This window comes from Plantibacter sp. ME-Dv--P-095, assembly GCF_030209365.1.
Classification (GTDB): Bacteria; Actinomycetota; Actinomycetes; order Actinomycetales; family Microbacteriaceae; genus Plantibacter.
The window spans coordinates 208,805-228,955 of sequence record NZ_JARVSB010000006.1; the positions used below are offsets into that span (position 1 = coordinate 208,805).

24 protein-coding genes are annotated in these 20,151 nt (G+C 70.3%); 13 read left to right on the forward strand and 11 right to left on the reverse strand.

The window, feature by feature from the left end; genetic code table 11:
- Positions 1-80: 80 nt before the first annotated feature.
- Genes hpaD through QRN26_RS09360 form a run of 6 tightly spaced genes read right to left on the reverse strand, consistent with a single transcriptional unit; the run spans position 81 to position 6,667 of the window.
- A complete protein-coding gene (gene hpaD / locus QRN26_RS09335; protein ID WP_285036335.1) occupies positions 81-1,220 on the reverse strand; it encodes a 3,4-dihydroxyphenylacetate 2,3-dioxygenase in 1,140 nt (379 codons plus the stop codon).
- A 52-nt stretch (positions 1,221-1,272) separates the two neighbouring features.
- Positions 1,273-2,787 carry a 5-carboxymethyl-2-hydroxymuconate semialdehyde dehydrogenase gene (gene hpaE, locus QRN26_RS09340; protein ID WP_056009187.1) on the reverse strand — a complete coding sequence of 505 codons (1,515 nt, stop codon included), beginning with the start codon at positions 2,785-2,787 and terminating at the stop codon, positions 1,273-1,275.
- Complete coding sequence (locus QRN26_RS09345; protein ID WP_285036336.1) at positions 2,784-3,512, reverse strand: GntR family transcriptional regulator; 729 nt, start codon at positions 3,510-3,512, stop codon at positions 2,784-2,786. Before QRN26_RS09345 ends, hpaE begins: the two co-directional genes overlap by 4 nt.
- The gene (locus QRN26_RS09350) at positions 3,509-5,029 is read right to left on the reverse strand and encodes a fumarylacetoacetate hydrolase family protein (RefSeq protein ID WP_285036337.1); all 1,521 of its coding nucleotides are present in this window, start codon (positions 5,027-5,029) and stop codon (positions 3,509-3,511) included. The genes QRN26_RS09345 and QRN26_RS09350 overlap by 4 nt, the downstream gene beginning before the upstream one ends.
- Before the next feature lie 58 nt (positions 5,030-5,087).
- On the reverse strand, positions 5,088-5,900 hold the full coding sequence (locus QRN26_RS09355) for an HpcH/HpaI aldolase family protein (protein ID WP_285036338.1): 813 nt from the start codon (positions 5,898-5,900) through the stop codon (positions 5,088-5,090).
- Positions 5,885-6,667 carry a 2-keto-4-pentenoate hydratase gene (locus tag QRN26_RS09360; protein WP_285036339.1) on the reverse strand — a complete coding sequence of 261 codons (783 nt, stop codon included), beginning with the start codon at positions 6,665-6,667 and terminating at the stop codon, positions 5,885-5,887. Before QRN26_RS09360 ends, QRN26_RS09355 begins: the two co-directional genes overlap by 16 nt.
- Before the next feature lie 156 nt (positions 6,668-6,823).
- On the opposite strand from QRN26_RS09360, the gene QRN26_RS09365 reads away from it, so the two are divergent.
- Positions 6,824-8,197 carry an MFS transporter gene (locus QRN26_RS09365; protein WP_056779436.1) on the forward strand — a complete coding sequence of 458 codons (1,374 nt, stop codon included), beginning with the start codon at positions 6,824-6,826 and terminating at the stop codon, positions 8,195-8,197.
- Positions 8,198-8,203: 6 nt separating this feature from the next.
- Here QRN26_RS09365 and QRN26_RS09370 read toward each other — a convergent pair whose 3' ends face one another.
- Together QRN26_RS09370 and QRN26_RS09375 are read right to left on the reverse strand one after the other, a co-directional pair.
- Complete coding sequence (locus QRN26_RS09370) at positions 8,204-8,902, reverse strand: IclR family transcriptional regulator (protein WP_285036340.1); 699 nt, start codon at positions 8,900-8,902, stop codon at positions 8,204-8,206.
- A 26-nt stretch (positions 8,903-8,928) separates the two neighbouring features.
- Complete coding sequence (locus QRN26_RS09375) at positions 8,929-9,813, reverse strand: TolB family protein (protein WP_285036341.1); 885 nt, start codon at positions 9,811-9,813, stop codon at positions 8,929-8,931.
- 84 nt (positions 9,814-9,897) lie between these two features.
- Here QRN26_RS09375 and QRN26_RS09380 point away from each other — a divergent pair, with 84 nt between their 5' ends.
- Together QRN26_RS09380 and QRN26_RS09385 are read left to right on the forward strand one after the other, a co-directional pair.
- Positions 9,898-10,380 (forward strand): MarR family winged helix-turn-helix transcriptional regulator, encoded by a 483-nt coding sequence (locus QRN26_RS09380; protein WP_056009170.1) that lies wholly within the window; start codon positions 9,898-9,900, stop codon positions 10,378-10,380.
- Positions 10,381-10,477: 97 nt separating this feature from the next.
- Positions 10,478-10,756 carry a hypothetical protein gene (locus QRN26_RS09385; RefSeq protein ID WP_285036342.1) on the forward strand — a complete coding sequence of 93 codons (279 nt, stop codon included), beginning with the start codon at positions 10,478-10,480 and terminating at the stop codon, positions 10,754-10,756.
- Positions 10,757-10,767: 11 nt separating this feature from the next.
- Here the strand turns inward: QRN26_RS09385 and QRN26_RS09390 are convergent, their stop codons facing one another.
- A complete protein-coding gene (locus QRN26_RS09390; RefSeq protein WP_285036343.1) occupies positions 10,768-11,976 on the reverse strand; it encodes a cysteine desulfurase-like protein in 1,209 nt (402 codons plus the stop codon).
- 328 nt (positions 11,977-12,304) lie between these two features.
- On the opposite strand from QRN26_RS09390, the gene QRN26_RS09395 reads away from it, so the two are divergent.
- The 3 genes from QRN26_RS09395 to QRN26_RS09405 all read left to right on the forward strand — a co-directional run bounded on the left by QRN26_RS09395 (position 12,305) and on the right by QRN26_RS09405 (position 14,291).
- Positions 12,305-12,799, forward strand: coding sequence for an FBP domain-containing protein (locus QRN26_RS09395; protein WP_285036344.1), 495 nt, complete (start codon positions 12,305-12,307; stop codon positions 12,797-12,799).
- 113 nt (positions 12,800-12,912) lie between these two features.
- Positions 12,913-13,452 carry a hypothetical protein gene (locus tag QRN26_RS09400; protein ID WP_285036345.1) on the forward strand — a complete coding sequence of 180 codons (540 nt, stop codon included), beginning with the start codon at positions 12,913-12,915 and terminating at the stop codon, positions 13,450-13,452.
- Positions 13,449-14,291, forward strand: a complete 843-nt coding sequence (locus tag QRN26_RS09405) for a nucleotidyl transferase AbiEii/AbiGii toxin family protein (protein ID WP_285036346.1) — start codon at positions 13,449-13,451, stop codon at positions 14,289-14,291. Before QRN26_RS09400 ends, QRN26_RS09405 begins: the two co-directional genes overlap by 4 nt.
- A 151-nt stretch (positions 14,292-14,442) precedes the next feature.
- Here QRN26_RS09405 and QRN26_RS09410 read toward each other — a convergent pair whose 3' ends face one another.
- A complete protein-coding gene (locus QRN26_RS09410) occupies positions 14,443-14,928 on the reverse strand; it encodes an SRPBCC family protein (protein WP_285036347.1) in 486 nt (161 codons plus the stop codon).
- 27 nt (positions 14,929-14,955) lie between these two features.
- The gene (locus QRN26_RS09415) at positions 14,956-15,336 is read right to left on the reverse strand and encodes an ArsR/SmtB family transcription factor (RefSeq protein WP_285036348.1); all 381 of its coding nucleotides are present in this window, start codon (positions 15,334-15,336) and stop codon (positions 14,956-14,958) included.
- 133 nt (positions 15,337-15,469) lie between these two features.
- Here QRN26_RS09415 and QRN26_RS09420 point away from each other — a divergent pair, with 133 nt between their 5' ends.
- From QRN26_RS09420 to QRN26_RS09450, 7 genes are all read left to right on the forward strand, one after another.
- Positions 15,470-16,333, forward strand: coding sequence for a CPBP family intramembrane glutamic endopeptidase (locus QRN26_RS09420; RefSeq protein WP_285036349.1), 864 nt, complete (start codon positions 15,470-15,472; stop codon positions 16,331-16,333).
- Between the two features lie 30 nt (positions 16,334-16,363).
- A complete protein-coding gene (locus tag QRN26_RS09425; RefSeq protein ID WP_285036350.1) occupies positions 16,364-17,023 on the forward strand; it encodes a YigZ family protein in 660 nt (219 codons plus the stop codon).
- 23 nt (positions 17,024-17,046) lie between these two features.
- Entirely contained in the window at positions 17,047-17,658 is a 612-nt protein-coding gene (locus QRN26_RS09430; RefSeq protein ID WP_056779407.1) for a DUF1349 domain-containing protein, read from the forward strand.
- Between the two features lie 79 nt (positions 17,659-17,737).
- Positions 17,738-18,121, forward strand: a complete 384-nt coding sequence (locus QRN26_RS09435; protein WP_285036351.1) for a PadR family transcriptional regulator — start codon at positions 17,738-17,740, stop codon at positions 18,119-18,121.
- Positions 18,118-18,885 carry a hypothetical protein gene (locus tag QRN26_RS09440; protein ID WP_285036352.1) on the forward strand — a complete coding sequence of 256 codons (768 nt, stop codon included), beginning with the start codon at positions 18,118-18,120 and terminating at the stop codon, positions 18,883-18,885. The genes QRN26_RS09435 and QRN26_RS09440 overlap by 4 nt, the downstream gene beginning before the upstream one ends.
- Positions 18,882-19,502, forward strand: a complete 621-nt coding sequence (locus QRN26_RS09445) for a hypothetical protein (protein WP_285036353.1) — start codon at positions 18,882-18,884, stop codon at positions 19,500-19,502. The genes QRN26_RS09440 and QRN26_RS09445 overlap by 4 nt, the downstream gene beginning before the upstream one ends.
- 38 nt (positions 19,503-19,540) lie before the next feature.
- Positions 19,541-20,134 carry a short chain dehydrogenase gene (locus tag QRN26_RS09450; protein ID WP_285036354.1) on the forward strand — a complete coding sequence of 198 codons (594 nt, stop codon included), beginning with the start codon at positions 19,541-19,543 and terminating at the stop codon, positions 20,132-20,134.
- Positions 20,135-20,151: the final 17 nt, after the last annotated feature.

Genomic DNA, 20,151 nt, shown 5'->3' on the forward strand with positions numbered 1-20,151 from the left:
GAGGCGAAGTCCCCGTTCATTCGCCCATCTTTGGGCGAAGCGGCGTTCGCTCGCCCAAAGATGGGCGAACGAAACGCGTCCTAGAGGGTGTTGCCGAGCTTGAAGCCCTGCGCCTCGTCGCCCTTCCGCGTGTAGGAGAAGCCGTCGGCACCGATCGTGACTTCGAGCTCCGAGTCGTCGGTGCGGGAGAGGACCGGCTTCGGCTCACCGTCGAGGTCGAGCACGAGCGAGGCGTCCGTGTACCAGCTCGGCACGACCGCGTTGCCCCACCAGTCGCGTCGCTGGTTGTCGTGCACGTCCCACGTGACCACCGGGTTGTCCGGGTCGCCCGTGTAGTAGTCCTGCGTGTAGATCTCGATGCGGTGGCCGTCGGGGTCGCGGATGTACAGGTAGAACGCGTTCGAGACGCCGTGACGCCCCGGTCCACGCTCGATGACGTCCGACATCCGCAGCGCACCGAGCTTGTCGCAGATCGCGATGATGTTGTGCTTCTCATGCGTCGCGAAGGCCACGTGGTGCATGCGCGGACCGTCGCCACCCGTCATCGCCGTGTCGTGCACGGTCGGCTTCCGACGCATCCACGCCGCGTACGTGGTGCCGGCCTCGTCCTGGATGTCCTCCGTCACCCGGAACCCGAGGTCCTCCATGTGGGCGACCGCGCGCGGCACGTCCGGTGTCACCTGGTTGAAGTGGTCGAGCCGCACGAGCGCACCCGGCGTGTACAGGTCGTACCGCCACGCCAGACGCTCGACGTGCTCGACGTCGTAGAAGAACTCGATGGGGAACCCGAGCGGATCCTCGACCCGCACCGAGTCGCCGATCCCCTTCACATACCCCTCCGCACGTCGCTCGACCCGGCAGCCGAGCTCGGTGTAGAACGCGACCGCCCGATCGAGGTCCTCAGGGCTCCGCACCCGGTAGCTGAACGCCGCGACGGCCGCCACCGGCCCCTGCCGCAGCACGAGGTTGTGGTGGATGAACTCCTCGAAGCTCCGCAGGTAGACCGTGTGCTCGTCCTCCTCCGTCACCACGAGGTCGAGGACCTCGACGTAGAACTTCCGGCTCGCCGCGAGGTCCGTCACCACGATCTCCATGTACGCGCACCGCAGGATGTCCGGCGGCGTGGCGGTGGGCGTCGGGATCCGGTTCCCGGGCGTGGGGATCGGGTCGGTGTCGGTCACGACGGGCTCGGGGCCGGCAGGGGTGATGGGGTTCGACATGAATGCGTCCTTGCGTGATGTCTGATGGGAGAGGGGTGTCGCGGGTCGCGCGTCAGTGGGCGGGCTGCAGCGGCCCGCCCGTGCCGAAGCGCGGGGAGTGCGCCTGGTTGAGCGTGATGTGGACCGCCTGCTGGTCGGTGTAGAAGTCGATGGAGCGGTAGCCGCCCTCGTGGCCCAGCCCCGACGCCTTCACGCCGCCGAACGGGGTCCGGAGGTCGCGGACGTTGTTCGAGTTCAGCCACACCATCCCGGCCTGCACGTTCTGCGAGAAGGTGTGTGCGCGCTTGAGATCGTTCGTCCAGATGTAGGCCGCCAGTCCATACTTCGTGTCGTTCGCGAGCGCGAGCGCCTCCTCGTCGGAGTCGAACGGGGTGATCGCGACGACCGGACCGAAGATCTCCTCCTGGAAGATCCGTGCGGTGGGGGCGACGTCGGCGAACACGGTCGGTGCGACGTAGTTGCCGGTCGGGAAGCCCTCCGGCCGTCCGCCCCCGGCGACGAGGCGTGCCTCGCCCTTGCCGATCTCGACGTAGCCCATGACCTTCTCGTAGTGCTCCGGGTGCACCAGGGCACCGACCTCTGTGGCCGGGTCGTTCGGGTGACCGACGACGATGTTGCGAGCCCGCTCCGCGTACCGTTCGACGAAGTCGTCGTACACGCTGCGCTCCACGAGGATGCGGCTTCCCGCGGTGCAGCGCTCGCCGTTCAGGGAGAAGACGCCGAACACGGTCGCGTCGATCGCGTCGTCGAGGTCGGCGTCGGCGAACACGACCGCCGGCGACTTGCCGCCGAGCTCCATCGACAGCCCCTTCAGGAAGGGCGCGGCGTTCGCGAAGATGAGCTGACCGGTGCTGCTCTCGCCCGTGAAGGAGATGAGCGGCACGTCCGGGTGCTTCACGAGCGCGTCGCCGGCATCCTCGCCGAGGCCGTTCACGAGATTGAACACGCCGTCCGGAACCCCTGCACCGCGGAAGATGTCCGCCCAGAGGCTCGCCGACAGCGGGGTGAACTCGGCGGGCTTCAGCACGACCGTGTTGCCCGTCGCGAGCGCGGGGGCGAGCTTCCAGCTCTCGAGCATGAACGGCGTGTTCCACGGGGTGATGAGCCCCGCGACGCCGATCGGTTTGCGGTTCACGTAGTTCACCTGGCGACCGGGCACCTTGTAGGTGTCGTCGTGCTGGGCGACGATCAGGTCCGCGAAGAACCGGAAGTTCTCGGCGGCCCGCTTCGCCTGGCCGAGCGCCTGGGTGATCGGCAGGCCGGTGTCGAAGCTCTCGAGTTCTGCGAGACGGGCGTCCTGGGCTTCGACGGCGTCGGCGACCCGATGCAGGATCCGGCTGCGCTCGCGGGGGAGGAGCTTCGGCCACGGCCCCTCGTCGAAGGCGCGCTTGGCGGCGGCGACGGCGAGGTCGATGTCGGCCTGCTTCCCCGCGGCGGCCTGGACGTAGGTCTCGTTCGACACCGGGTCGAGGACGTCGAAGGTGTCGCCGTCGACCGAGTCGACGAACTCGCCGTCGATGAAGTGCCGGATACGGTCGGGCAGCGCTGCCGGAACGTGCTGGGTCATGAGTGGTTCCTCCGGTGGGTGGTGGATGACGACGATGACGACAACGGCGCCGCGCTCGGCGGCTTGTGGTCGGCCTGGTAGGCGAGCATCGCGTCGAGGGTCGCCGTGCGGTGGTCGCGTGCGGCGATCTCGATCTCGAGCGGCTCTGCTCCCGCGGCGATCAGCTCGAGGATGCCGTCGTGCTCGGCGACCGACTCCCGCGCGCGGCCGGGCACGAAGCTGAACGTCGAATCGCGGAGCGCGTTGAGACGGCTCCAGCCGCGGTGCACGAGGTCGAGCACGTGCGGGTTCGGGCACTCCTCGAAGAGCACGGCGTGGAACTCCAGGTTGAGGGCCGTGAACGCGTGCGGGTCGAAGTCGTCGAGGGTGCGGCGCATTCGCTCGTTGATCTCGTGGGCGCGGGCGAGGTGGTCGTCGGTGAGGTACGCGGCACTCATCGACGTCGCGGCGCCCTCGACGAGCGCGAGTGTCTGCATGGTGAAGAGGTACTCGGTCTCCTGCAGCAGCGCGACCTGCGCGCCGACGTTCCGTTCGAAGGTGACGAGCCCCTCCGCCTCGAGCCGGCGGATCGCCTCGCGCACGGGGACGACGCTGATGTCGAGCTCGCCGGCGATCTGCCCGAGCACCAGGCGGTACCCGGGGACGAAGCGACCCTCGTCGATGCCCTCGCGGATGAAGCGGTAGGCCCGCTCGGACTTGCTCAGGGTGGGTCGCTCGGCGGTCATCGGCCCTGCTCGCTCTCGTATCGTGCCCGCCACTCGGCGTTCAGCGGGAACAGGCCGTCGACCGCGGCACCCTGGAGCACCTGCTGGGCGATCCAGGCGTCCTCGGCCTCCTGCGTCACGGCCTCGGCGGCGACCTCGGCGACGAGCGCGCGGGGGATCGCGATGACCCCGTCGCCGTCGCCGACGATCACGTCGCCGGGCAGGACGGTCGCGCCGCCGCAGGTGACGGCGACGTCGATCTCCCACGGCACATGCCGGCGCCCGAGGACGGAGGGATGCGGTCCCTGCGAGAAGGTCGGGAGCGCGAAGCCGGCCACCTGTTCGGCGTCGCGGATCCCGCCGTCGGTGACCACTCCGGCCGCACCGCGCTGCTGGGCACGCAGGGCGAGGACGTCGCCGACGGTGCCGGTGCCGCGCTCGCCGCGCGCCTCGATGACGATGACCTCGCCCGACTCGACCGTGTCGAAGAGGCGCTTCTGCGCGTTGAAGCCGTTGCCGCGTTCGGCGAAGAGGTCGGGCCGGTGGGCGACGAAGCGGAGGGTGCGGGCGACGCCGACCATGCGCGTTCCGGGACGCGAGGCGTGCACGCCCTCCACGAAGACCCCGGTGTAGCCCCGTGCTCGGAGCTTGGCGCTGAGCGTCGCGGTTGAGACCGCCGCGAGCTGCTCGGCGACCGCGGGATCGAGCGGTTCCACCACCCGGGAGGTGGCCCCCTGGTCTGTGAGCGTTCCCTGGTCCCCGAGCGTGTCGGAGGGCACGCCCGCCAGCTCGGCATCGCCCCAGGCCTCGACGCGTTGCCGGTCGTCGACGGCGGGCTTCGAGCCGACGTCGCCGAAGGGCACGGTGCCGTCGACGACGGTGGTCACGAGTCGGCCGCTCGACGGGGTGCCGGAGGCGGTGGGGGCGTCGACCTCGACCTCGACGACGTCGCCCGGGACGACGACGGAGGAACCGGCCGGCGTGCCCGTGAGGATCACGTCGCCGGGCTCGAGCGTCGTCAGCTGCGAGAGGTCGGCGATGAGCTGGGCGAAGGGGAAGAGGAGGGTGTCGCTCGTGTCCTCCTGGACGAGCTCGCCGTCGACCCAGGTGCGGACGCGGAGGCCAGCGGGGTCGATGCGGTCGGCGGGGATGACGGTCGGGCCGAGGGGCGTGTAGCCGTCGCCACCCTTGGATCGGAGGTTCGAGCCCTTGTCGGCCGTGCGCAGGTCGTAGAGGCCGAAGTCGTTCGCGGCGGTCACGCCGGACACGTGCTGCCAGGCGTCCTCGACCGTGACGCGCCGGGCCGCGGTGCCGATGATGATCGCGATCTCACCCTCGAAGGCGAGGAGTTCCGCGCCGGCCGGTCGCTCGATGGTGTCGCCACTGCGGGCGACGGAGGACCAGGGCTTGAGGAAGTACGAGGGGTGCTCGGGGGTACGTCCGCGTTGTGCGGCCCGCGAGGGGTAGTTGAGGTGTACGGCGATGATCTTGCCGCCCGCAGCAGCCCAAAGGTCGCCGTCGTCATCCTGGTTCGTCATCGTCCGTCCTCAGCTTGGTATACGGAATCATATACGATCCCGATGGATTCGGAAAGGGTCAGTAGCCGTCGCCACGCGGGGCGGCACGACGGCCGTCGATGAACCGCTCGGCCAAGCCCTCCGAGGCTCGCGCGAGCAGCGAGACGTCGGCCCCGACGAGGACGAACGACGCGCCGTGGTCGAGGTAGTGCTCCGCCACGACGGGGTCGAAGGCGTTCACGCCGGCCGGCTTCCCGGCAGCGGCAGCGGCGTCGAGGACGCGCTCGACGGCCGCGATCACCGTCGGATGCCCCTGCTGGCCGAGGAGGCCCATGGAGGCCGAGAGGTCGGCCGGTCCCACGAACACCGCGTCCACACCGTCCACCGCGAGAATCTCGGCCGCGTGTTCGACCGCGGACGCCGACTCGATCTGCACCGTCAGCGACACGGATCCGTTCGCCAGTGACAGATAGTCGTCCACCCGGTTCCAGCGGGACGATCGGGCCAAGGCGCTACCGACCCCGCGGACGCCCTGTGGTGGGTAGCGCACGGCCCGGACGAGCTCGGTGGCCTGAGCGGCGGACTCGACCATGGGCACGATGAGGTTCTGGGCTCCGAGGTCGAGGACCTGCTTGATCACGACGGGATCGCCGAACGGCACCCGCACGAGCGGGCACACCGGGAATGCCGCGACGAGCTGCAGCTGCAGCTGGATGCTCTCGAGCGTGTTCGCGGAGTGCTCGCCGTCGATGAGGAGCAGGTCGAGGCCGCTGCCCGCGGCGATCTCCGCAGCGACCGGACTCCCCGACACCACCCACATGCCCACCAGGGGGCGGTCGGCGGTCCGCAGGCGCTCGCCGAAGGTCGGCGGCAGGGTCATTCGAATCGGCATGTCACGGCTCCCAGTCCCTGGTACTCGGCGTGCACGGTGTCGCCGCGCTCGACCCACATCGGTCTCGTGAAGGAGCCGGCGAGGACGATCTCCCCGGCTGCGAGGCTGCCGCCGTGCTGGGCGAGCTTGCCCGCCAGCCACGAGACGCCGAGCGCCGGGTGCCCGAGGACGGCTCCAGCGACGCCCGATTCCTCGATCGTCTGGTTGCGGTAGAGGAGCGCCGAGACCCAGCGGGGGTCGATCGCGTCGGGTCGGACCGGCGTGCCACCCAGCACCATCGCCCCGAGTGCCGCGTTGTCGGCGATCGTGTCGACGATCGTGCGGCCCTCGAGCTCGATGTGCGAATTGAGGACCTCGAGCGCCGGGACGACGTAGTCGGTCGCGTCGAGCACCTCGAAGATCGAGCAGCCGGGGCCCTGGAGCGGGCGGCCGAGGACGAAGGCGAGCTCGACCTCCACCCGCACGTTGGAGTACGCGTCGAAGTCGAGCGTGGCGCCGGAGTCGAACACCTGGTCGTCGAAGATCACGCCGTAGTCGGGTTCGGTGATGCCGGTGGCCTGCTGCATCGCCTTGGAGGTGAGGCCGATCTTGTGGCCGACGACGCGGTGTCCGGCGGCGATCCGGCTCTCCGCCCACAGTGCCTGTATCGCGTAGGAGTCCTCGACGTCCATGTCGGGATGGCGGGCGGTGAGGAGCGGGATGATGCTCCGGTCGTCGTGGGCGGCGGCGAGTTCGGCGGCGATCGCCCGGCGTTCGTGATCCTGCATCGGTCCCGTCCTCATCTGCGTCGACTGCGGTCTGCGATCACGATACGGTGCGTCGTCATCGACTGCCTCTTGCGCGTTCCCCACGATTGTATACGATGTGGTGTACATTCTGGCGGCCCAACGGTGGGTCGCGACGGACAAAGGGGTCTCGAGACAATGACAACCGCATCTCTGGCGCGGGCGACGACGCCCGCGGAACTCCGCCGGGTGGCCTTCGCCACCGTCATCGGCACCACGGTCGAGTGGTACGACTTCTTCCTCTACGCGAGTGCCGCCGGACTCGTCTTCTCGCAGCTCTTCTTCCAACCGGCCGGTCCGCAGGCGGCGCTCCTGCTGTCGTTCGCGACCGTCGGTGTCAGCTTCCTGTTCCGTCCGCTCGGGGCGTTCGTCGCCGGCCACTTCGGTGACCGCATCGGGCGCAAGCGCATGCTCGTCATCACGCTCTTCCTCATGGGCGCGGCGACGACCCTGATCGGTCTGCTGCCCACCTACGACCAGATCGGCATCCTCGCGCCGGCACTGCTCGTCTTCCTCCGCATCCTCCAGGGGCTGTCCACCGGTGGCGAGTGGGGTGGTGCGGTCCTCATGGCCGTCGAACACGCGCCGACCGGCCGGCGTGGGCGGTTCGGCGCGTTCCCTCAGATCGGCGTGCCCATCGGGCTGCTGCTCGCGTCCGGCATGCTCGCGCTCATGACCGGCGTGATCTCGCCCGGGGCCGCGTTCCTCGAGTGGGGCTGGCGGGTCCCGTTCCTGCTGAGCTTCGTGCTGATCATCGTCGGCTACGTCGTGCGCCGCAAGGTCGACGAGAGCCCCGTCTTCGTCGCCCTCGCGCGGAACAAGGAGCGTCGCCGCGTCCCCATCGTCGAGCTGTTCCGTCACCACTGGCTGCTCGTCCTGCTCGCCGCCCTCACCTTCGCGGGCAACAACGCCGCCGGGTACATGACCACCGGCGGCTACATCCAGAACTACGCGACCACGCCCCTCGCCGACGGCGGCCTCGTCGGGATGGAACGCACACCGGTCCTCCTCGCGGTCACCGGTTCGGCCGTGGTCTGGCTGATCGTCACTTGGTTCGCCGGCTCGTTGTCGGACCGCATCGGGCGACGCAACACGTACATCATCGGCTGGGTCGCGTTCCTCGCCACCGTGTTCGTGCTCTTCCCCCTCGTGAACACGGGCAACCCGGTCCTCCTGTTCCTCGGACTGGCGCTGTTCACGATCGGCAACGGCTTCACCTACGGGCCCCAGGCGGCGTACTTCGCCGAACTGTTCCCCGCGTCCATCCGGTACACCGGCGTCTCGGTCACCTACGCGATCGGTGCGATCCTCGGCGGTGCGTTCGCGCCCACGATCGCGACCTGGCTCGTGCAGCTCACCGGCTCGGCGACGAGCGTCGCGTTCTACATCGCGGGCATGATCGTCATCGCGTTCGCAGCCACGCTGCTCCTCCGCGACCGCACTGGCATCCCGCTCGGTGGCGAGGCCGAGGAGCAGCAGGGTCGCGGCCAGGTGTACGGCACGCGGATGTAGCCGGGCTCAGACCGACGACGCGATGGTCGCGGCCCCCTCGATGAGGCGGGCCGCGATCTCGGTTTCGGGGCGGCTGCTCGCGACGTAGACGACGGCGAGGGCCGCGGCCGGCGACCCGTGCACGGCGAGCGGGACGGCGACGGCACGGAGGCCCGTGATGACCTCGTCGTGGCTCGATGCCCAGCCCCGCTCGCCGACGTCGGTCAGCTCGGCGCGATGTGCGTCGTCGAGGGTGTCGGGCCACTGTGCGAGCGGTAGCCGCGAGGCGATCGCCTTGCCCGGCGCGCCCACACCGATCGGGTGTCGGGTGCCCGGCCGCTGCGCGATCGACCCCAGTGTGTGGCGCGGTTCGACGCTGACGAGCGTGACGATCTCGTCGCCGTCGAGCACCGTGAGGAAGCAGGTCATGCCGAGTTCGTTGGCGACGGCCGTCAACTCCGGGAGGGCGGCTGCCTGCAGGTCGTGGGAGACGCCGGCGGCGAGGGCGGCCAGTCGGGAGCCGAGGGCGATCCGACCGGCGGTGTCGCGAACGACGAGCCGATGGTCCTCCAGGGTGCGCAGCAGCCGGTAGGTGACGCTGCGGTGGAGGCTGAGCGCCGTGCTCAGCTCGTCGATCGTCAGTGGTGCCCGGGCGTCGGCGAGGACCTCGAGGATGCGGATGCCGCGCGAGAGCGTCTGCGAATGGGCGCTTCTGGCATCGGTCACCTCTCGACAGTACCCAGTGGCGACGGTCAGGGCGCGGTCGGGTAGGCGACGAACGCGAAGCGGGTGCTGTCGGGGGCCCAGCTGTTCACGTTGATCGTGCCCTGGCCGCCGAACACCGGGTACCGGCGGAGCGGGGTCGCCCAGTCGTCGGTCGAGACGAGGCGGACCTCGACGTCGAGGTCGGCCGGGTGCCCGATCGTCCCGGCGGGGAACGCGATGTACGCGGCGAGGCGGGCGTCGGGGGAGAGGTGCGGGAACCAGTCGACGGTGTCGCTCGCCACGAGGTGTTCGAGGGTGCCCCCGCCGTCGGGGATGCGGGCGAGCTGCGCGTGACCGGGCTCCGTGCCGAAGTGCTCGGTGTTGCACAACAGCCATCGGCCGTCGGGCGACCACTCCGGACCGTCGAGATGCCCGTCACCGGTGTCGAGGACCGTGACCGGGCCGCCGCCCTCGACCGCCGGGGCGACCGCGAGTCGCCCGGGGTGCTCGAAGCCCTCGAGTTCCACGTAGGCGATGCGCGCGCCGTCGGGCGAGACGCCGTGCAGGAAGTGCCAGCTGCCGTCGTCGGCGGTGAGCTTCGTGACGGAGCCGCCGGTGAGGGCCCCGCGGTAGATGTGGCCGTCCATGGCGGAGAGGAGGATGTGCTCGCCGTCGGGGTCGAGCACGTGGTCGTTGTTGAGCTCCGGCAGGCCCGCGAACTCGATCCGGGTCAGGCCCGCACCGGGGTCCTCCACGCTCAGCGACCACAGCCGGCCGTTGCCGTTGAGGACCAGCGTGCTCCCGTCGAGGGACCAGTTCGGCGCCTCGATGAGGAGCTCGTCCGTCTCGAACAGGACCTCCGGCTCCGCATCGGAGAGGCCGCCGAGGAGGATTCGGGAACGCTGGCCGGGGGCGAGGGCGCGGAAGGTCATGGGTCCATCGTCCTCCTCCGGGGCGGCGCCCGCACGGCCCGATCGCGGGGTCTTCGTTGTAGCGGCAAGCATTACGCTGGGACCATGACGGACACCCGCTGGCTGAGCGACGCGGAGCAGCGGGACTGGGTGCGGTTCGCGGCCGTCCTCGAGCTCCTCCCCGCTGCCCTCGATCTGCAGCTGACGCGGGACGAACACCTCACCCACTTCGACTACTTCACCCTCGCGATGTTGTCCGAGGCCCCCGAGCGCACGCTCCGCACCTCGGCGCTGGCCGCGCGGACGAACGCGACGCTCCCTCGTCTCTCGCGGGTGCTGACCCGCCTCGAGGGGGAGGGCTTCATCGCACGCTCACCGGTGCTGGAGGACCGGCGCGCGACGAACGTGACGCTCACCGACGCCGGATGGGACAAGGTCGTCCAGGCAGCGCCCGGGCACGTCGGCAACGTCCGCTCCCTGGTGCTCGACGCGCTCAGCGCCGAGCAGGTCGAGCAGCTCGGCGCGATCTCCGCGGCCCTCCTGACGCGACTCGACCCCGACGGGCGGATGTTCGCCAGCGAGGCCTGATCTCCGTCGCGTGGGGGATTCCGGTCGGTGCGGCTCGGCGTAGCGTGTCGACGGATGCCACGTGCACCACCGACAGCGTGGCGGATCGGAGCGAACCATGACCGGATCGACCCAGCCCGAACCGGGACCGGAACGAGACGAGGTGCCGGTGGCCGGCCCCGCGTCGTCGGAGCCCACGTCGTCGGAGCCCACGTCGTCCAGCGGGGGTTCCACCGCCGTCTGGTACTTCGTCGGCGCCACGTTCCTCTTCGCCGGACCGCTCATCTTCGGCGTCAACGACTTCGGGTTCTTCCGGATCATCACCCTCGTCCTCGGGGCGGTCGTGATGGTCGCCGGGTTCGTCGTGCTGCGACGGGAGACCACCAAGCGTTCCTGACCCGCGACGGGTCAGCTCGCGAGGAACGCCCTGACGCCGTTCAGCAGACGGTCGACGTCCTCGTCCGAGGTGTACGGGGCGACGCCGACGCGCAGGCCGCCGACGTCGTCGAGGCCGAGCGCCGCGAAGGGTTCGACCGCGTAGAACGAGCCCGACGGTGCGAGCACGTCGCGGGCTGCGAGGAAGGCCGAGACGTCCGCCGAACGTCGACCGGGGAAGGTCATGAACAGGGTCGCCGTGCGCTCCGCGGCCCGGGAGTGCAGCTCGACGGCGGGGGCGAGGGCGGCGAGTTCCTCCTCGATGCGGCTGCGCAGCGCGAGCTCCCGCTCGTGGACGGATGCGGCGGAGGCGACCAGGCGGTCGCGTCGGTTCTCGGCGGCACCGGGGTCGATCGTGGCGAGCACCCCGATCGCCGCGGTCACGCCGGCCAGCAGCTCGTAGGGCAGGGTGCCGAACTCGAAGCGCTCCGGCACGACGTTCGTCGACGGCTGCAGCTTGTCGGGGTGGATCGACTCGAGGAGCGTCGGCGATGCGGCCAGGACGCCGCAGTGCGGGCCGAAGAACTTGTACGGCGAGCAGACGAAGAAGTCGGCGGCGAGTGCCTCGACGTCGACGACGTGGTGCGCCGTGTAGTGGACACCGTCCACCCAGACGAGCGCGCCTGCCGCGTGCGCCCGGTCGGCGATGGTGCGCACGGGCGGGATCGTGCCGATGAGGTTCGACGCGGCCGTCACGGCGACGAGGCGGGTGCGCTCGCTGAGGGCCGCGTCGAGCGAGTCGAGGTCGAGCTCGCCCGTCGCGGCGTCGAGTTCGATCCACCGGACGGTCGCCCCGGCGTGTTCCGCGGCCTGGATCCAGGGCCGGACGTTCGCGTCGTGGTCGAGGCGGGACACCACGACCTCGTCACCCGCCGACCAGTCGCGGGACAGGTGCTTCGCGAAGTCGTAGGTGAGCTGGGTCGCGCTGCGTCCGAAGACGATCCCGCGCGGGTCGGCGGCGAGGAGGTCGGCGCAGGCGGCTCGGAAGGCGGTGACCGCGTCGTCGGAGCGGCGCTCCGAGGCGACCGACGTCCCGCGGTTCGAGAGCGGGCCGGTGAGCGTGTCGAGGATCGCCTGCCCCACCGCGAGCGGTGTCTGCGTGCCGCCCGGGCCGTCGAAGTGGGCGATGCCCGAGGCGAGTGAGGGGAACGCGGTCCGGAGTCGTGCGACGTCGAGGGTCATGCGTCCATCCTGCCGCGCGCTGAGCGTCGAGGACGGGAACGACGGGGGAGCAGGCGCGCCGTCGCTTGATACAGTGCGTGTGTGTCCCTGATCATCGCTCCGCCCCGTGTCGGGCGTCTGGAGGTCGTCGGCGTCCCCAACGCCGGCCCGAGAGCACGGTCCATCCGGTCGATCACCTCACCCGCACGGTGAGGACGTCGGCCCCGTCCAGCGCGCTCATCCGAGCCGCCGACGGGGTCGCGCACCCGACATGCCCGCTGCGGTGCCCAGGCGCCCGGAGGGTCTCTCCGCCGTCGCTCCGACGGCCCAGCCGAAACCGGTGAACCACATGATCCCCCTGAACGACTCCCAGATCAGAGCCTCCTTCGTCAACGCCTCGCGCAAGGAGGTGAGTGACGTGTCACTGCCCGCCGAGCTCGAGACGATCGACTTCGAGGTCCGCGATTTCCTCGGGTGGCGCGACAAGAAGCTGCCGCGGCGCGCGTATGTCGTGACGGTCGTCGACGGAGCACCCGTCGGCATCCTCCTCCGGCAGGCCGACGCCATGCCACGGACCCGGCCGCAGTGCGCCTGGTGCCAGGACGTGACCCTCAGCAACGACGTCGTCTTCTACAGCGCGAAGCGTGCCGGCCAGGCCGGGAAGAACGGTGACACGGTCGGCACGCTCGTGTGCGCCGAGTTCCAGTGCTCGGCCAACGTGCGCAAGCTGCCGCCGCTCGCCTACGTCGGATTCGACGCCGAGGCCGCCCGACAGGAGCGGATCGCGACCCTGCAGCAGCGGGCGGTCGCGTTCACCTCGTCCGTGCTCAACGGCGTCGGCTGAGCAGGCCGCACCGCCCGCCGTCCCCGTAACCGGGAGCGGCGGGCGGTGGGCGGTGCGTCGACGATGTCCAGTGCAGCGCGGCAAAAGTATACTGATAATGGTATAGTTTTGACATGTCGCAGGGAACCTATCGAGATGTCGTGCATGAGATCGCAGCCGACAATTACGGGTATGTGACCACCCGTGATGCGGAGGACGCCGGTGTCCCGAAGGTTGAGTTGGTGAAGCTCGCTACACGCAACAGGTTCGCGCACATCGCGTACGGGTTGTACCGCGACGAGACCATCCCGCACACCCCGTTGGACGAATACGCGGAGGCGACGCTGCGCGCAGGAGAGGGTGCGTTCCTGCGCGGGGAGACGGTTCTTGCGCTTCTCGGACTCGCAGACGTGAACCCGAAGACCATCAGCGTCGCAACTCCTCGGCGGACGCGGCGCGCCGTCCCAGCTCGTATCGCCATCACCCGGGCTCCTGCGGATGCGAGGCCGACGATGTACGAGGGCATCGCGGCGCAGCCCGTCGTGGATGCGCTCCTCGAATGCCGGGGGCGTGTCCAGACTGGTCGGCTCCGTGAAGCCGCCGACCAAGCGCGTGCGGAGGGCTACCTGACGACCGCGGAGCTCGCGCGCGTGCGAACGGCGCTGGACGTATGACGTACGACAGTGTCCCGCCGAGCCTCCGTTCACTCCGGCAGCGGGTCGCGAACCTCGAAGGCGACGACGGGCTGGTGAACAGGCGTACCGTTGCGATGGCGCTCGTCGTGGTCGGTCAGATGCTTCCAGCCGGGGCCATCAAGGGTGGGAGCGCGATGGCGCTCCGATACGGTCGGGCCACCCGATTCACGAGGGATCTCGATGCTGCGCGACCGGGCACCCTGGCGGAGTTCGTCAGCGAGTTCGAGGAACGGTTGCGCAACGGGTGGGCGGGATTCACCGGGCGACTCATCGAGCGCACGCCACCGAAACCGGCCGGGGTTCCAGCGACATACGTCATGCAGCCGTTCGACGTGAAACTCGATTATCGGGGCAGGCCGTGGTGCACCGTCACGTTCGAGCTCGGTCACAACGAGATCGGTGACGCCGACGAGCCCGAGATCGTGCTCTCGGACGACCTCGCGGCCCTGTTCGAAGCGGTCGGACTTCCCCGCCCGGAGCCGGTCCACGTGATGCGCAGCGACCATCAGATCGCGCAGAAGCTCCACGCAGCGACCGGGGTCGACAGCCAGCGCGCACACGACCTCATCGACTTGCAGCTCCTCGATCGCGAGGAAGACCTCGACTTGGAACTGGTGCGCGAGACGTGCACGCGACTGTTCGCCTACCGCGGCGGGCACGAATGGCCGCCTCTCGTCGTCGTGAACGCCGACTGGGACACGTTGTACGAAACGGCTGCAGACGGGGTCGAGGTCCTGCCGGATGCCGAGGCTGCCGCAGTGTGGGCGAACGACTTCATTCGCCGAATCGACGCGGCGACGGCTGAGGCTGCAATCTGACAGTGACCCGTCCCGATTCGTTCATCGAGCGTATGGCCGCTCGCGCGTACGCCACCGGCCGCGCCCCGAGCTGAACCGACCGCACCGCCCGCCGTCCCCGTGACCGGGAGCGGCGGGCGGTGGGTAGCCAGCGGGTTCGGTGTCCGGCGGTCTACGCCGCGAGAAGGGCGTCGATCTGGCCCATCGCCTGTCCCATGCCCTCCTCCATGCCCATCGCCAGCAGCTGCTCGAGCTGTTCGAGGCTGTCGAAGCGGTTCTCGATGGTCATGCGCGTGCCGGTCCCGAGGGCCTCGAGCGTGACGGTGGCGTGTATGACGCCCATGCCCTCCTGGCGTGCGCCGTGTTCATCCGCGAACCCGTCCTCGTAGCTCAGGGAGTCGGGCGCCCGGACCGCGGTGATCTCCCACCAGCCGTGCGCGCGCTCGCCGTCCGGCCCGGTCATGAAATACGCGGACTCGGACCCCGGGGTCAGGGCGTGCCGCGTGAACGTGGCCGGCCAGGTCGGCGGTCCCCACCAGCGCTCCAGCTGACGCGGGTCCTCCCAGATCTCCCAGACACGCGTCGGCGGTGCGTCGAACTCGGCGACGAAGGTCAAGGTGAGCTGGTCGAGGTCCTTCTCGGCGGTGAGCGTACTCATGGTCCAGTCCTGCTTCCGGTCGGTGTGTCAGGGGGTGTTGGGTGTGTCGCCGCGCTCCGGTCCGTCCTCGGCGAGGATCGCTCCGATGCGCAGCGCCCGTTGGTTCCAGACGTCCGCGTAGGCGTCCAGGAGGCGGGCAGATCGGTGCACGGTCGTGACGTCGCCGTGCACGATCTGCTGCCGGCCGCGTCGTTCCTTCATCACGAGTGCAGCCCGTTCGAGGACGGCGACGTGCTTCTGGACAGCGGCGAACGACATCTCGTACTGCTCGGCGAGTGCCGTCACCGACTGCTCCCTGGCGAGCACCCTCGTGAGGATGTCCCGTCGGGTCGCGTCGGCGAGCGCGTGGAAGAGGCGGTCCACCTCGTCGGCGGCCAGCTCCGGTCCTGCGTCAGTTTGTACAACCATTTGGTTGTAGGTTACGCGGCTCCCATGGGCGGTGCAAGCCCCTGATCGGCGGCGCGCCGTGCGCCGAGCGCCGCGCTCCAGTACGGTTCGAGCAGGTGCGTGAGGCGTACCGACGTGGCGGGAGGGCGGACGAGTGGGCGATCGGCGAGGTCAGCGGACACTGACGACCCGGGGATGGCACGACTTCTGGGCGAAGGGTGGCGTCTGGCGCTCGTTCGTGCTGGCCGTCGTCTACCTGGCGCTCTACCTCGGGGCGGGCCGGCTCATCGAGCTGGTGTTCGGCGACCAGATCGGGGCGGACCTCTTCGCGACACCGCAGAGCGTGTTCTTCGGACTCATGCTGCCGCTCATCGTCGGGTCGCTCCTGCTCACGGCCTTCGTCCTCTCCGTCGGTTGGTTCCGTGAGCTGTTCGCCCGGCAGCCGATCCGCGGTCGTTGGTGGATGTGGGTCGCGCCCGCTCTGATCCTCGCCGCCATCGTCCTCCGACTCCTCGGCATCGACTACGGCAGCTACCAGGGCTCCGTGGTCGCGGTCGCGATGCTCTCCGGGATCTTCATCGGGTTCGCCGAGGAACTCCTCACCCGCGGCATCGTCGTGAAGATGCTCCGCGACGCCGGAAGCTCCGAGTGGATCGTGATGGTGATCTCCTCGCTGGTGTTCGCGTTGCTCCACTCCGCCAACCTGCTGTCCGGCCAACCGGTCACCACCGTGCTCGTCACCGTCGTCTACACCTTCGGGTTCGGCGTGTGCATGTACCTGACGCTCCGCGCGACCGGCAACCTCGTCTGGCCGATGCTGCTCCACGCCCTCTTCGACCCGACCCTCTTCCTCTCCACCGGTGGCATCGACCACGCGGGTGCGGCGGCCGGGCAGAACGTCTTCCTGACGATCGCCGGCCCCGCCAACCTCGTCATCATGCTCGTGGCCGTCGTCGGGCTCGTCTTCGTCCGCGGGCACGTGCAGGCCAGGCCCGTCGACGACGCGCTCCGGCCGTAGCGCGGCGACGCGCTCGGTACGCTCGACAGGATGACCACCGTGCGGCAGTACCCGTCGACGATCGCGGCGCCGGTCGAGCATGAGCTCGTCATCAAGAAGTCGCGGTTCATCGGGCTCGCGCACCCGGTCTCCTCCCCGGACGACGCCGAGCAGGTCATCGCCCGCGTGAAGAAGCATGCCTGGGATGCCCGGCACCACTGCGTCGCGATGGTCACCGGGCCGCTCGGTGACCAGGCGAGGTCCTCCGACGACGGCGAACCGTCCGGTACCGCCGGCATGCCCATCCTCGAGGTCCTGCGCCGACGGGAGCTGACCGACGTCGTCGTGGTCGTCACGAGGTACTTCGGGGGCGTCAAGCTCGGTGCCGGCGGCCTCGTGCGCGCCTACTCCTCAGCGGCATCCGAGACGCTCGACCTCGCGACGATCGTGCGCCGAGAGACCCTCACCCAGGCGACCCTCGTCGTGCCCCACGCCGACGCCGGTCGCTACGACCACCTGCTCCGGGACTGGGCCCAGAGCAACGGTGCGACGCTCGGTGAGACGCGGTACGCGGCTCGGGCCGAGTTGGAACTGTGGGTGCCGCCGGCCAATCTCGCGCGGCTCGAGGCGGACATCGCGTCGGCCTCCAACGGCTCGCTCGCGGTCACGGTGGGAGACGAACGGGTCGTCGACGTCCCCGGCGCGTCCTGACCCCTCACCGATAGGGTCGCAGCATGCACACCGACGTGACCCGCATCGCCGGGCTTCCCGACCTCACCTGGACCTCGACCACCGGCCACGCCGACTACGACGCCGACGCCGGAGCGCTGACGATGACCTCCGCCGCGCAGGTGGACTGGAGCAACAGCTCCCGCGGCGGCCCGCAGGAGCTCGGGGCGACGGCGCTCGCGTTCGCAGCGCCCGAGCGGTTCACGTTGTCGGCCCGCATCGCCGTCGTGAGCGAGCGCAGCACCTTCGACGCCGGGGCCATCGCGCTCTGGGTGGACGGCGACCACTGGGCGAAACTCTGCTTCGAGCAGTCGCCGCAGGGGCAGGCGATGGTGGTCAGCGTCGTGACCAACACCTGGTCGGACGACGTGAACTCGACGCCCGTCGACGACGACGCGGTGTGGATGCGCGTCAGCCGGCTGGGCGAGGCGTGGGCGTTCCACAGCTCGACCGACGGCGTGCGCTGGGACTTCGTCCGACTGTTCCGACTCCACACCGACGCGCCGGTCCAGGTGGGCTTCCTGTCGCAGGCGCCGGTCGGGCCGCCGTGCACGGCACGCTTCGACGACATCGTGCTCGGCGACGAGCCGCCGTCGGACCTCCGCGACGGCAGCTGACGGAGGCTCGGCCGCGCTTCGGCTGCACTGCGGCGTCGCTCCGCTTGCGATTGGGAACCTATCTTCCTAGAGTGATCGCATGGCACGCAGACGACCCGGCACGCTCTTCCCGCTCGAGCTCGACATCCTCGACGTCGGCACGGTGCTGCAGTCCGCGGACGGCAGCTTCTACGGGTTCGCGCTCGCCAAGCAGCTTGCCGCGGGTGGCGACGGCGGCCTCACCGCCCACGGCACGCTGTACAAGGCGCTGTCCCGCATGACCGAGGCCGGCCTCATCGAGGCGAGCTGGGAGGACCCCGCGATCGCCGAGGGGGAGGGCAGGCCACGCCGCCGGCTCTACAAGGTCACGGGCGAAGGCGCGACCGCCCGCGACCGGGAGCACGCCCGGCTCGCGAGCGAGGCGGCGGCCAGCGCACGCCCGGCCGGCGCCGCCTGGTCGCAGACGCCGGGGGTCATCGCGTGAGCGCCCTCCGGACGCCCCAGTACCGCACGGCCTCGCGGCGGGTGCTCGGCTGGTGCGGTTGGTACACCCGCGACCTCGTGCCCGAAGTGGCCGGCGAGCGTCGGGACGAGATCGCCTCCGACCTCCACGAGCACGCCGTCTGGGCCGATGCCGAGGGGATCCCACCGACGCGACTGCGCCGCGACATCCTGCTGCGCGCCGTCCGCGGCATCCCGCACGACCTGTCCTGGCGCTCCGGACAGCTCCGCGCCGGCCGCGGCCTGGACCCCGTGTCGCTCGGGACGAGACGTACCGGGAACGTCCTCACCGCCCTCGTCCTGACCGGCGGCGTCATGGTCGCCGCAGCCGCGGTCTTCCTCCTCGTCCGCGTGGTCCGCGCGCTCTGGATCGGGGACGTCGTCGAAGCGCCGATCGGAGCGGTCGGCGTGGCGCTCGCCGCACTGCTGGCCGTGGTCGGCCTCCTGCTCGCGTTGCGTCAGCGGTCACGATGGCTCGGATCGGCCGTGCTGGCCCCGGCCGCCGCGCTCGTCGGCCTGCTCGCCGGCGACATCCTGTACCGCGTCAGCGCGACAGGCGTCCTCCTGATCTCCCGGCTGACGTCCCACAGCGGCGGTCTCGAACCCTGGTGGGTGCTGAGCCTGTCCATCGGTGTCGGTGCAGCGCTCGGCTTCATCGGTGCCGCCGTGTGGTGGTGGCCGGGTGGTCGACGGGTGGTCGGGCGGGACGCCGGCGGGTCCGGACGGATGCAGGGGGAGTCGGCATGACGCAGGACGGGATCGAGGAGTCGACCACTCCAAGGCCGGCCGGCGCGATCCGTCGTCGGATCGGACTCGGCATCGCGATGAGCGGCGTGCTCGCGGTCGTGGCCGGAGGGGTGTTCGTCGGTGTCACCAACGCCCGAGCAGCGGCCGACGACGCTCGGTCGATGGAGGCGGTGGCAGAAGCGGCGGCGTCCCTCGACGAGCTGCCACCCGTCGAGCCCGTGGTCCCCGCCGACCCGACGCAGGACCCCGGAGCACCCGAGTCACCCGCGGCCGGCGTCGACTACTCGAGAACCCCAGAGGGATGGTTCGACGCCACCACCGACCCGGCCGACGTCGTGATCCCGCCGACCGACGACCGGGGTGAGCCGAGCACCGGGATCTGGGAGAAGCAGCGGCAGATCACCGCGAAATGCATGGCGGATCAGGGGTTCTGGTACGCGTGGACGAACGACCGCGCGCTGGCCGACCCGACGCGCGGGATGATCCTCTCCGACGACAGTCCGGCCGCCGAATTGGCACAGTACGGGGACACCCCGCTCGGGGACGCCTACGACTGGACGCGGGCCGGGTGCAACGGCTACGCCGTCCACGTCACCGGGATGGACGACGCCAACTGACGGGACCGGCGTCGGAGCCCGGTGCTAGCGTCGCTCGCATGAGAATCCTGTTGATCGGCGCGAGTGGACACATCGGACGAGCGGCGGAGGCCGCGCTGGGCGACCGGCACGAGGTGATCGCGGTGTCGCGGTCGACGTCGCCAGCGGTGGACACGACGGACGAGGCCTCGATCGAAGCGCTGTTCGCGGAGGTCGGTGAGGTCGACGCCGTGATCGTCGCCGTCGGGTCCGTGCCGTTCAAGCCGCTCGACGCCCTCACCCGCGACGACTACCGTGCCGCGTTCCTCGGCAAGGTGTTGAGCCAGCTCGACGTCGTGCGGATCGGGACCCCGTTCGTCCGTGACGGCGGATCGTTCACCCTCACCACGGGCATCCTCGCCCGGGAGGCGATCGCGAGCGGTGCCGCCGCGTCGATGGCCAACGGTGCGCTCGAGTCGTTCGTGATCGGCGCCGCCGTCGAACTGCCTCGCGGCATCCGCATCAACGCCGTCAGCCCGACGGTCCTCGCCGACGCCCCCGGGTACCACGACACCTTCCCCGGCTTCCTCCCGGTCTCCTCCGAGGTGGTCGGCCTCGCCTTCGTCAAGGCCGTCGAGGGCGTCGGAACGGGCCGGGTGCTCGCGCTCGACTGAGCGCGCCGTGCCGCTGA

Coding starts and splice junctions, on each gene's coding strand:
- hpaD (WP_285036335.1), bottom strand. CDS start 1,220: ATGTCGAACCCCATCACCCCTGCCGGCCCCGAGCCCGTCGTGACCGAC.
- hpaE (WP_056009187.1), bottom strand. CDS start 2,787: ATGACCCAGCACGTTCCGGCAGCGCTGCCCGACCGTATCCGGCACTTC.
- QRN26_RS09345 (WP_285036336.1), bottom strand. CDS start 3,512: ATGACCGCCGAGCGACCCACCCTGAGCAAGTCCGAGCGGGCCTACCGC.
- QRN26_RS09350 (WP_285036337.1), bottom strand. CDS start 5,029: ATGACGAACCAGGATGACGACGGCGACCTTTGGGCTGCTGCGGGCGGC.
- QRN26_RS09355 (WP_285036338.1), bottom strand. CDS start 5,900: ATGCCGATTCGAATGACCCTGCCGCCGACCTTCGGCGAGCGCCTGCGG.
- QRN26_RS09360 (WP_285036339.1), bottom strand. CDS start 6,667: ATGCAGGATCACGAACGCCGGGCGATCGCCGCCGAACTCGCCGCCGCC.
- QRN26_RS09365 (WP_056779436.1), top strand. CDS start 6,824: ATGACAACCGCATCTCTGGCGCGGGCGACGACGCCCGCGGAACTCCGC.
- QRN26_RS09375 (WP_285036341.1), bottom strand. CDS start 9,813: ATGACCTTCCGCGCCCTCGCCCCCGGCCAGCGTTCCCGAATCCTCCTC.
- QRN26_RS09380 (WP_056009170.1), top strand. CDS start 9,898: ATGACGGACACCCGCTGGCTGAGCGACGCGGAGCAGCGGGACTGGGTG.
- QRN26_RS09385 (WP_285036342.1), top strand. CDS start 10,478: ATGACCGGATCGACCCAGCCCGAACCGGGACCGGAACGAGACGAGGTG.
- QRN26_RS09390 (WP_285036343.1), bottom strand. CDS start 11,976: ATGACCCTCGACGTCGCACGACTCCGGACCGCGTTCCCCTCACTCGCC.
- QRN26_RS09395 (WP_285036344.1), top strand. CDS start 12,305: ATGATCCCCCTGAACGACTCCCAGATCAGAGCCTCCTTCGTCAACGCC.
- QRN26_RS09400 (WP_285036345.1), top strand. CDS start 12,913: ATGTCGCAGGGAACCTATCGAGATGTCGTGCATGAGATCGCAGCCGAC.
- QRN26_RS09405 (WP_285036346.1), top strand. CDS start 13,449: ATGACGTACGACAGTGTCCCGCCGAGCCTCCGTTCACTCCGGCAGCGG.
- QRN26_RS09410 (WP_285036347.1), bottom strand. CDS start 14,928: ATGAGTACGCTCACCGCCGAGAAGGACCTCGACCAGCTCACCTTGACC.
- QRN26_RS09415 (WP_285036348.1), bottom strand. CDS start 15,336: ATGGTTGTACAAACTGACGCAGGACCGGAGCTGGCCGCCGACGAGGTG.
- QRN26_RS09425 (WP_285036350.1), top strand. CDS start 16,364: ATGACCACCGTGCGGCAGTACCCGTCGACGATCGCGGCGCCGGTCGAG.
- QRN26_RS09430 (WP_056779407.1), top strand. CDS start 17,047: ATGCACACCGACGTGACCCGCATCGCCGGGCTTCCCGACCTCACCTGG.
- QRN26_RS09435 (WP_285036351.1), top strand. CDS start 17,738: ATGGCACGCAGACGACCCGGCACGCTCTTCCCGCTCGAGCTCGACATC.
- QRN26_RS09445 (WP_285036353.1), top strand. CDS start 18,882: ATGACGCAGGACGGGATCGAGGAGTCGACCACTCCAAGGCCGGCCGGC.
- QRN26_RS09450 (WP_285036354.1), top strand. CDS start 19,541: ATGAGAATCCTGTTGATCGGCGCGAGTGGACACATCGGACGAGCGGCG.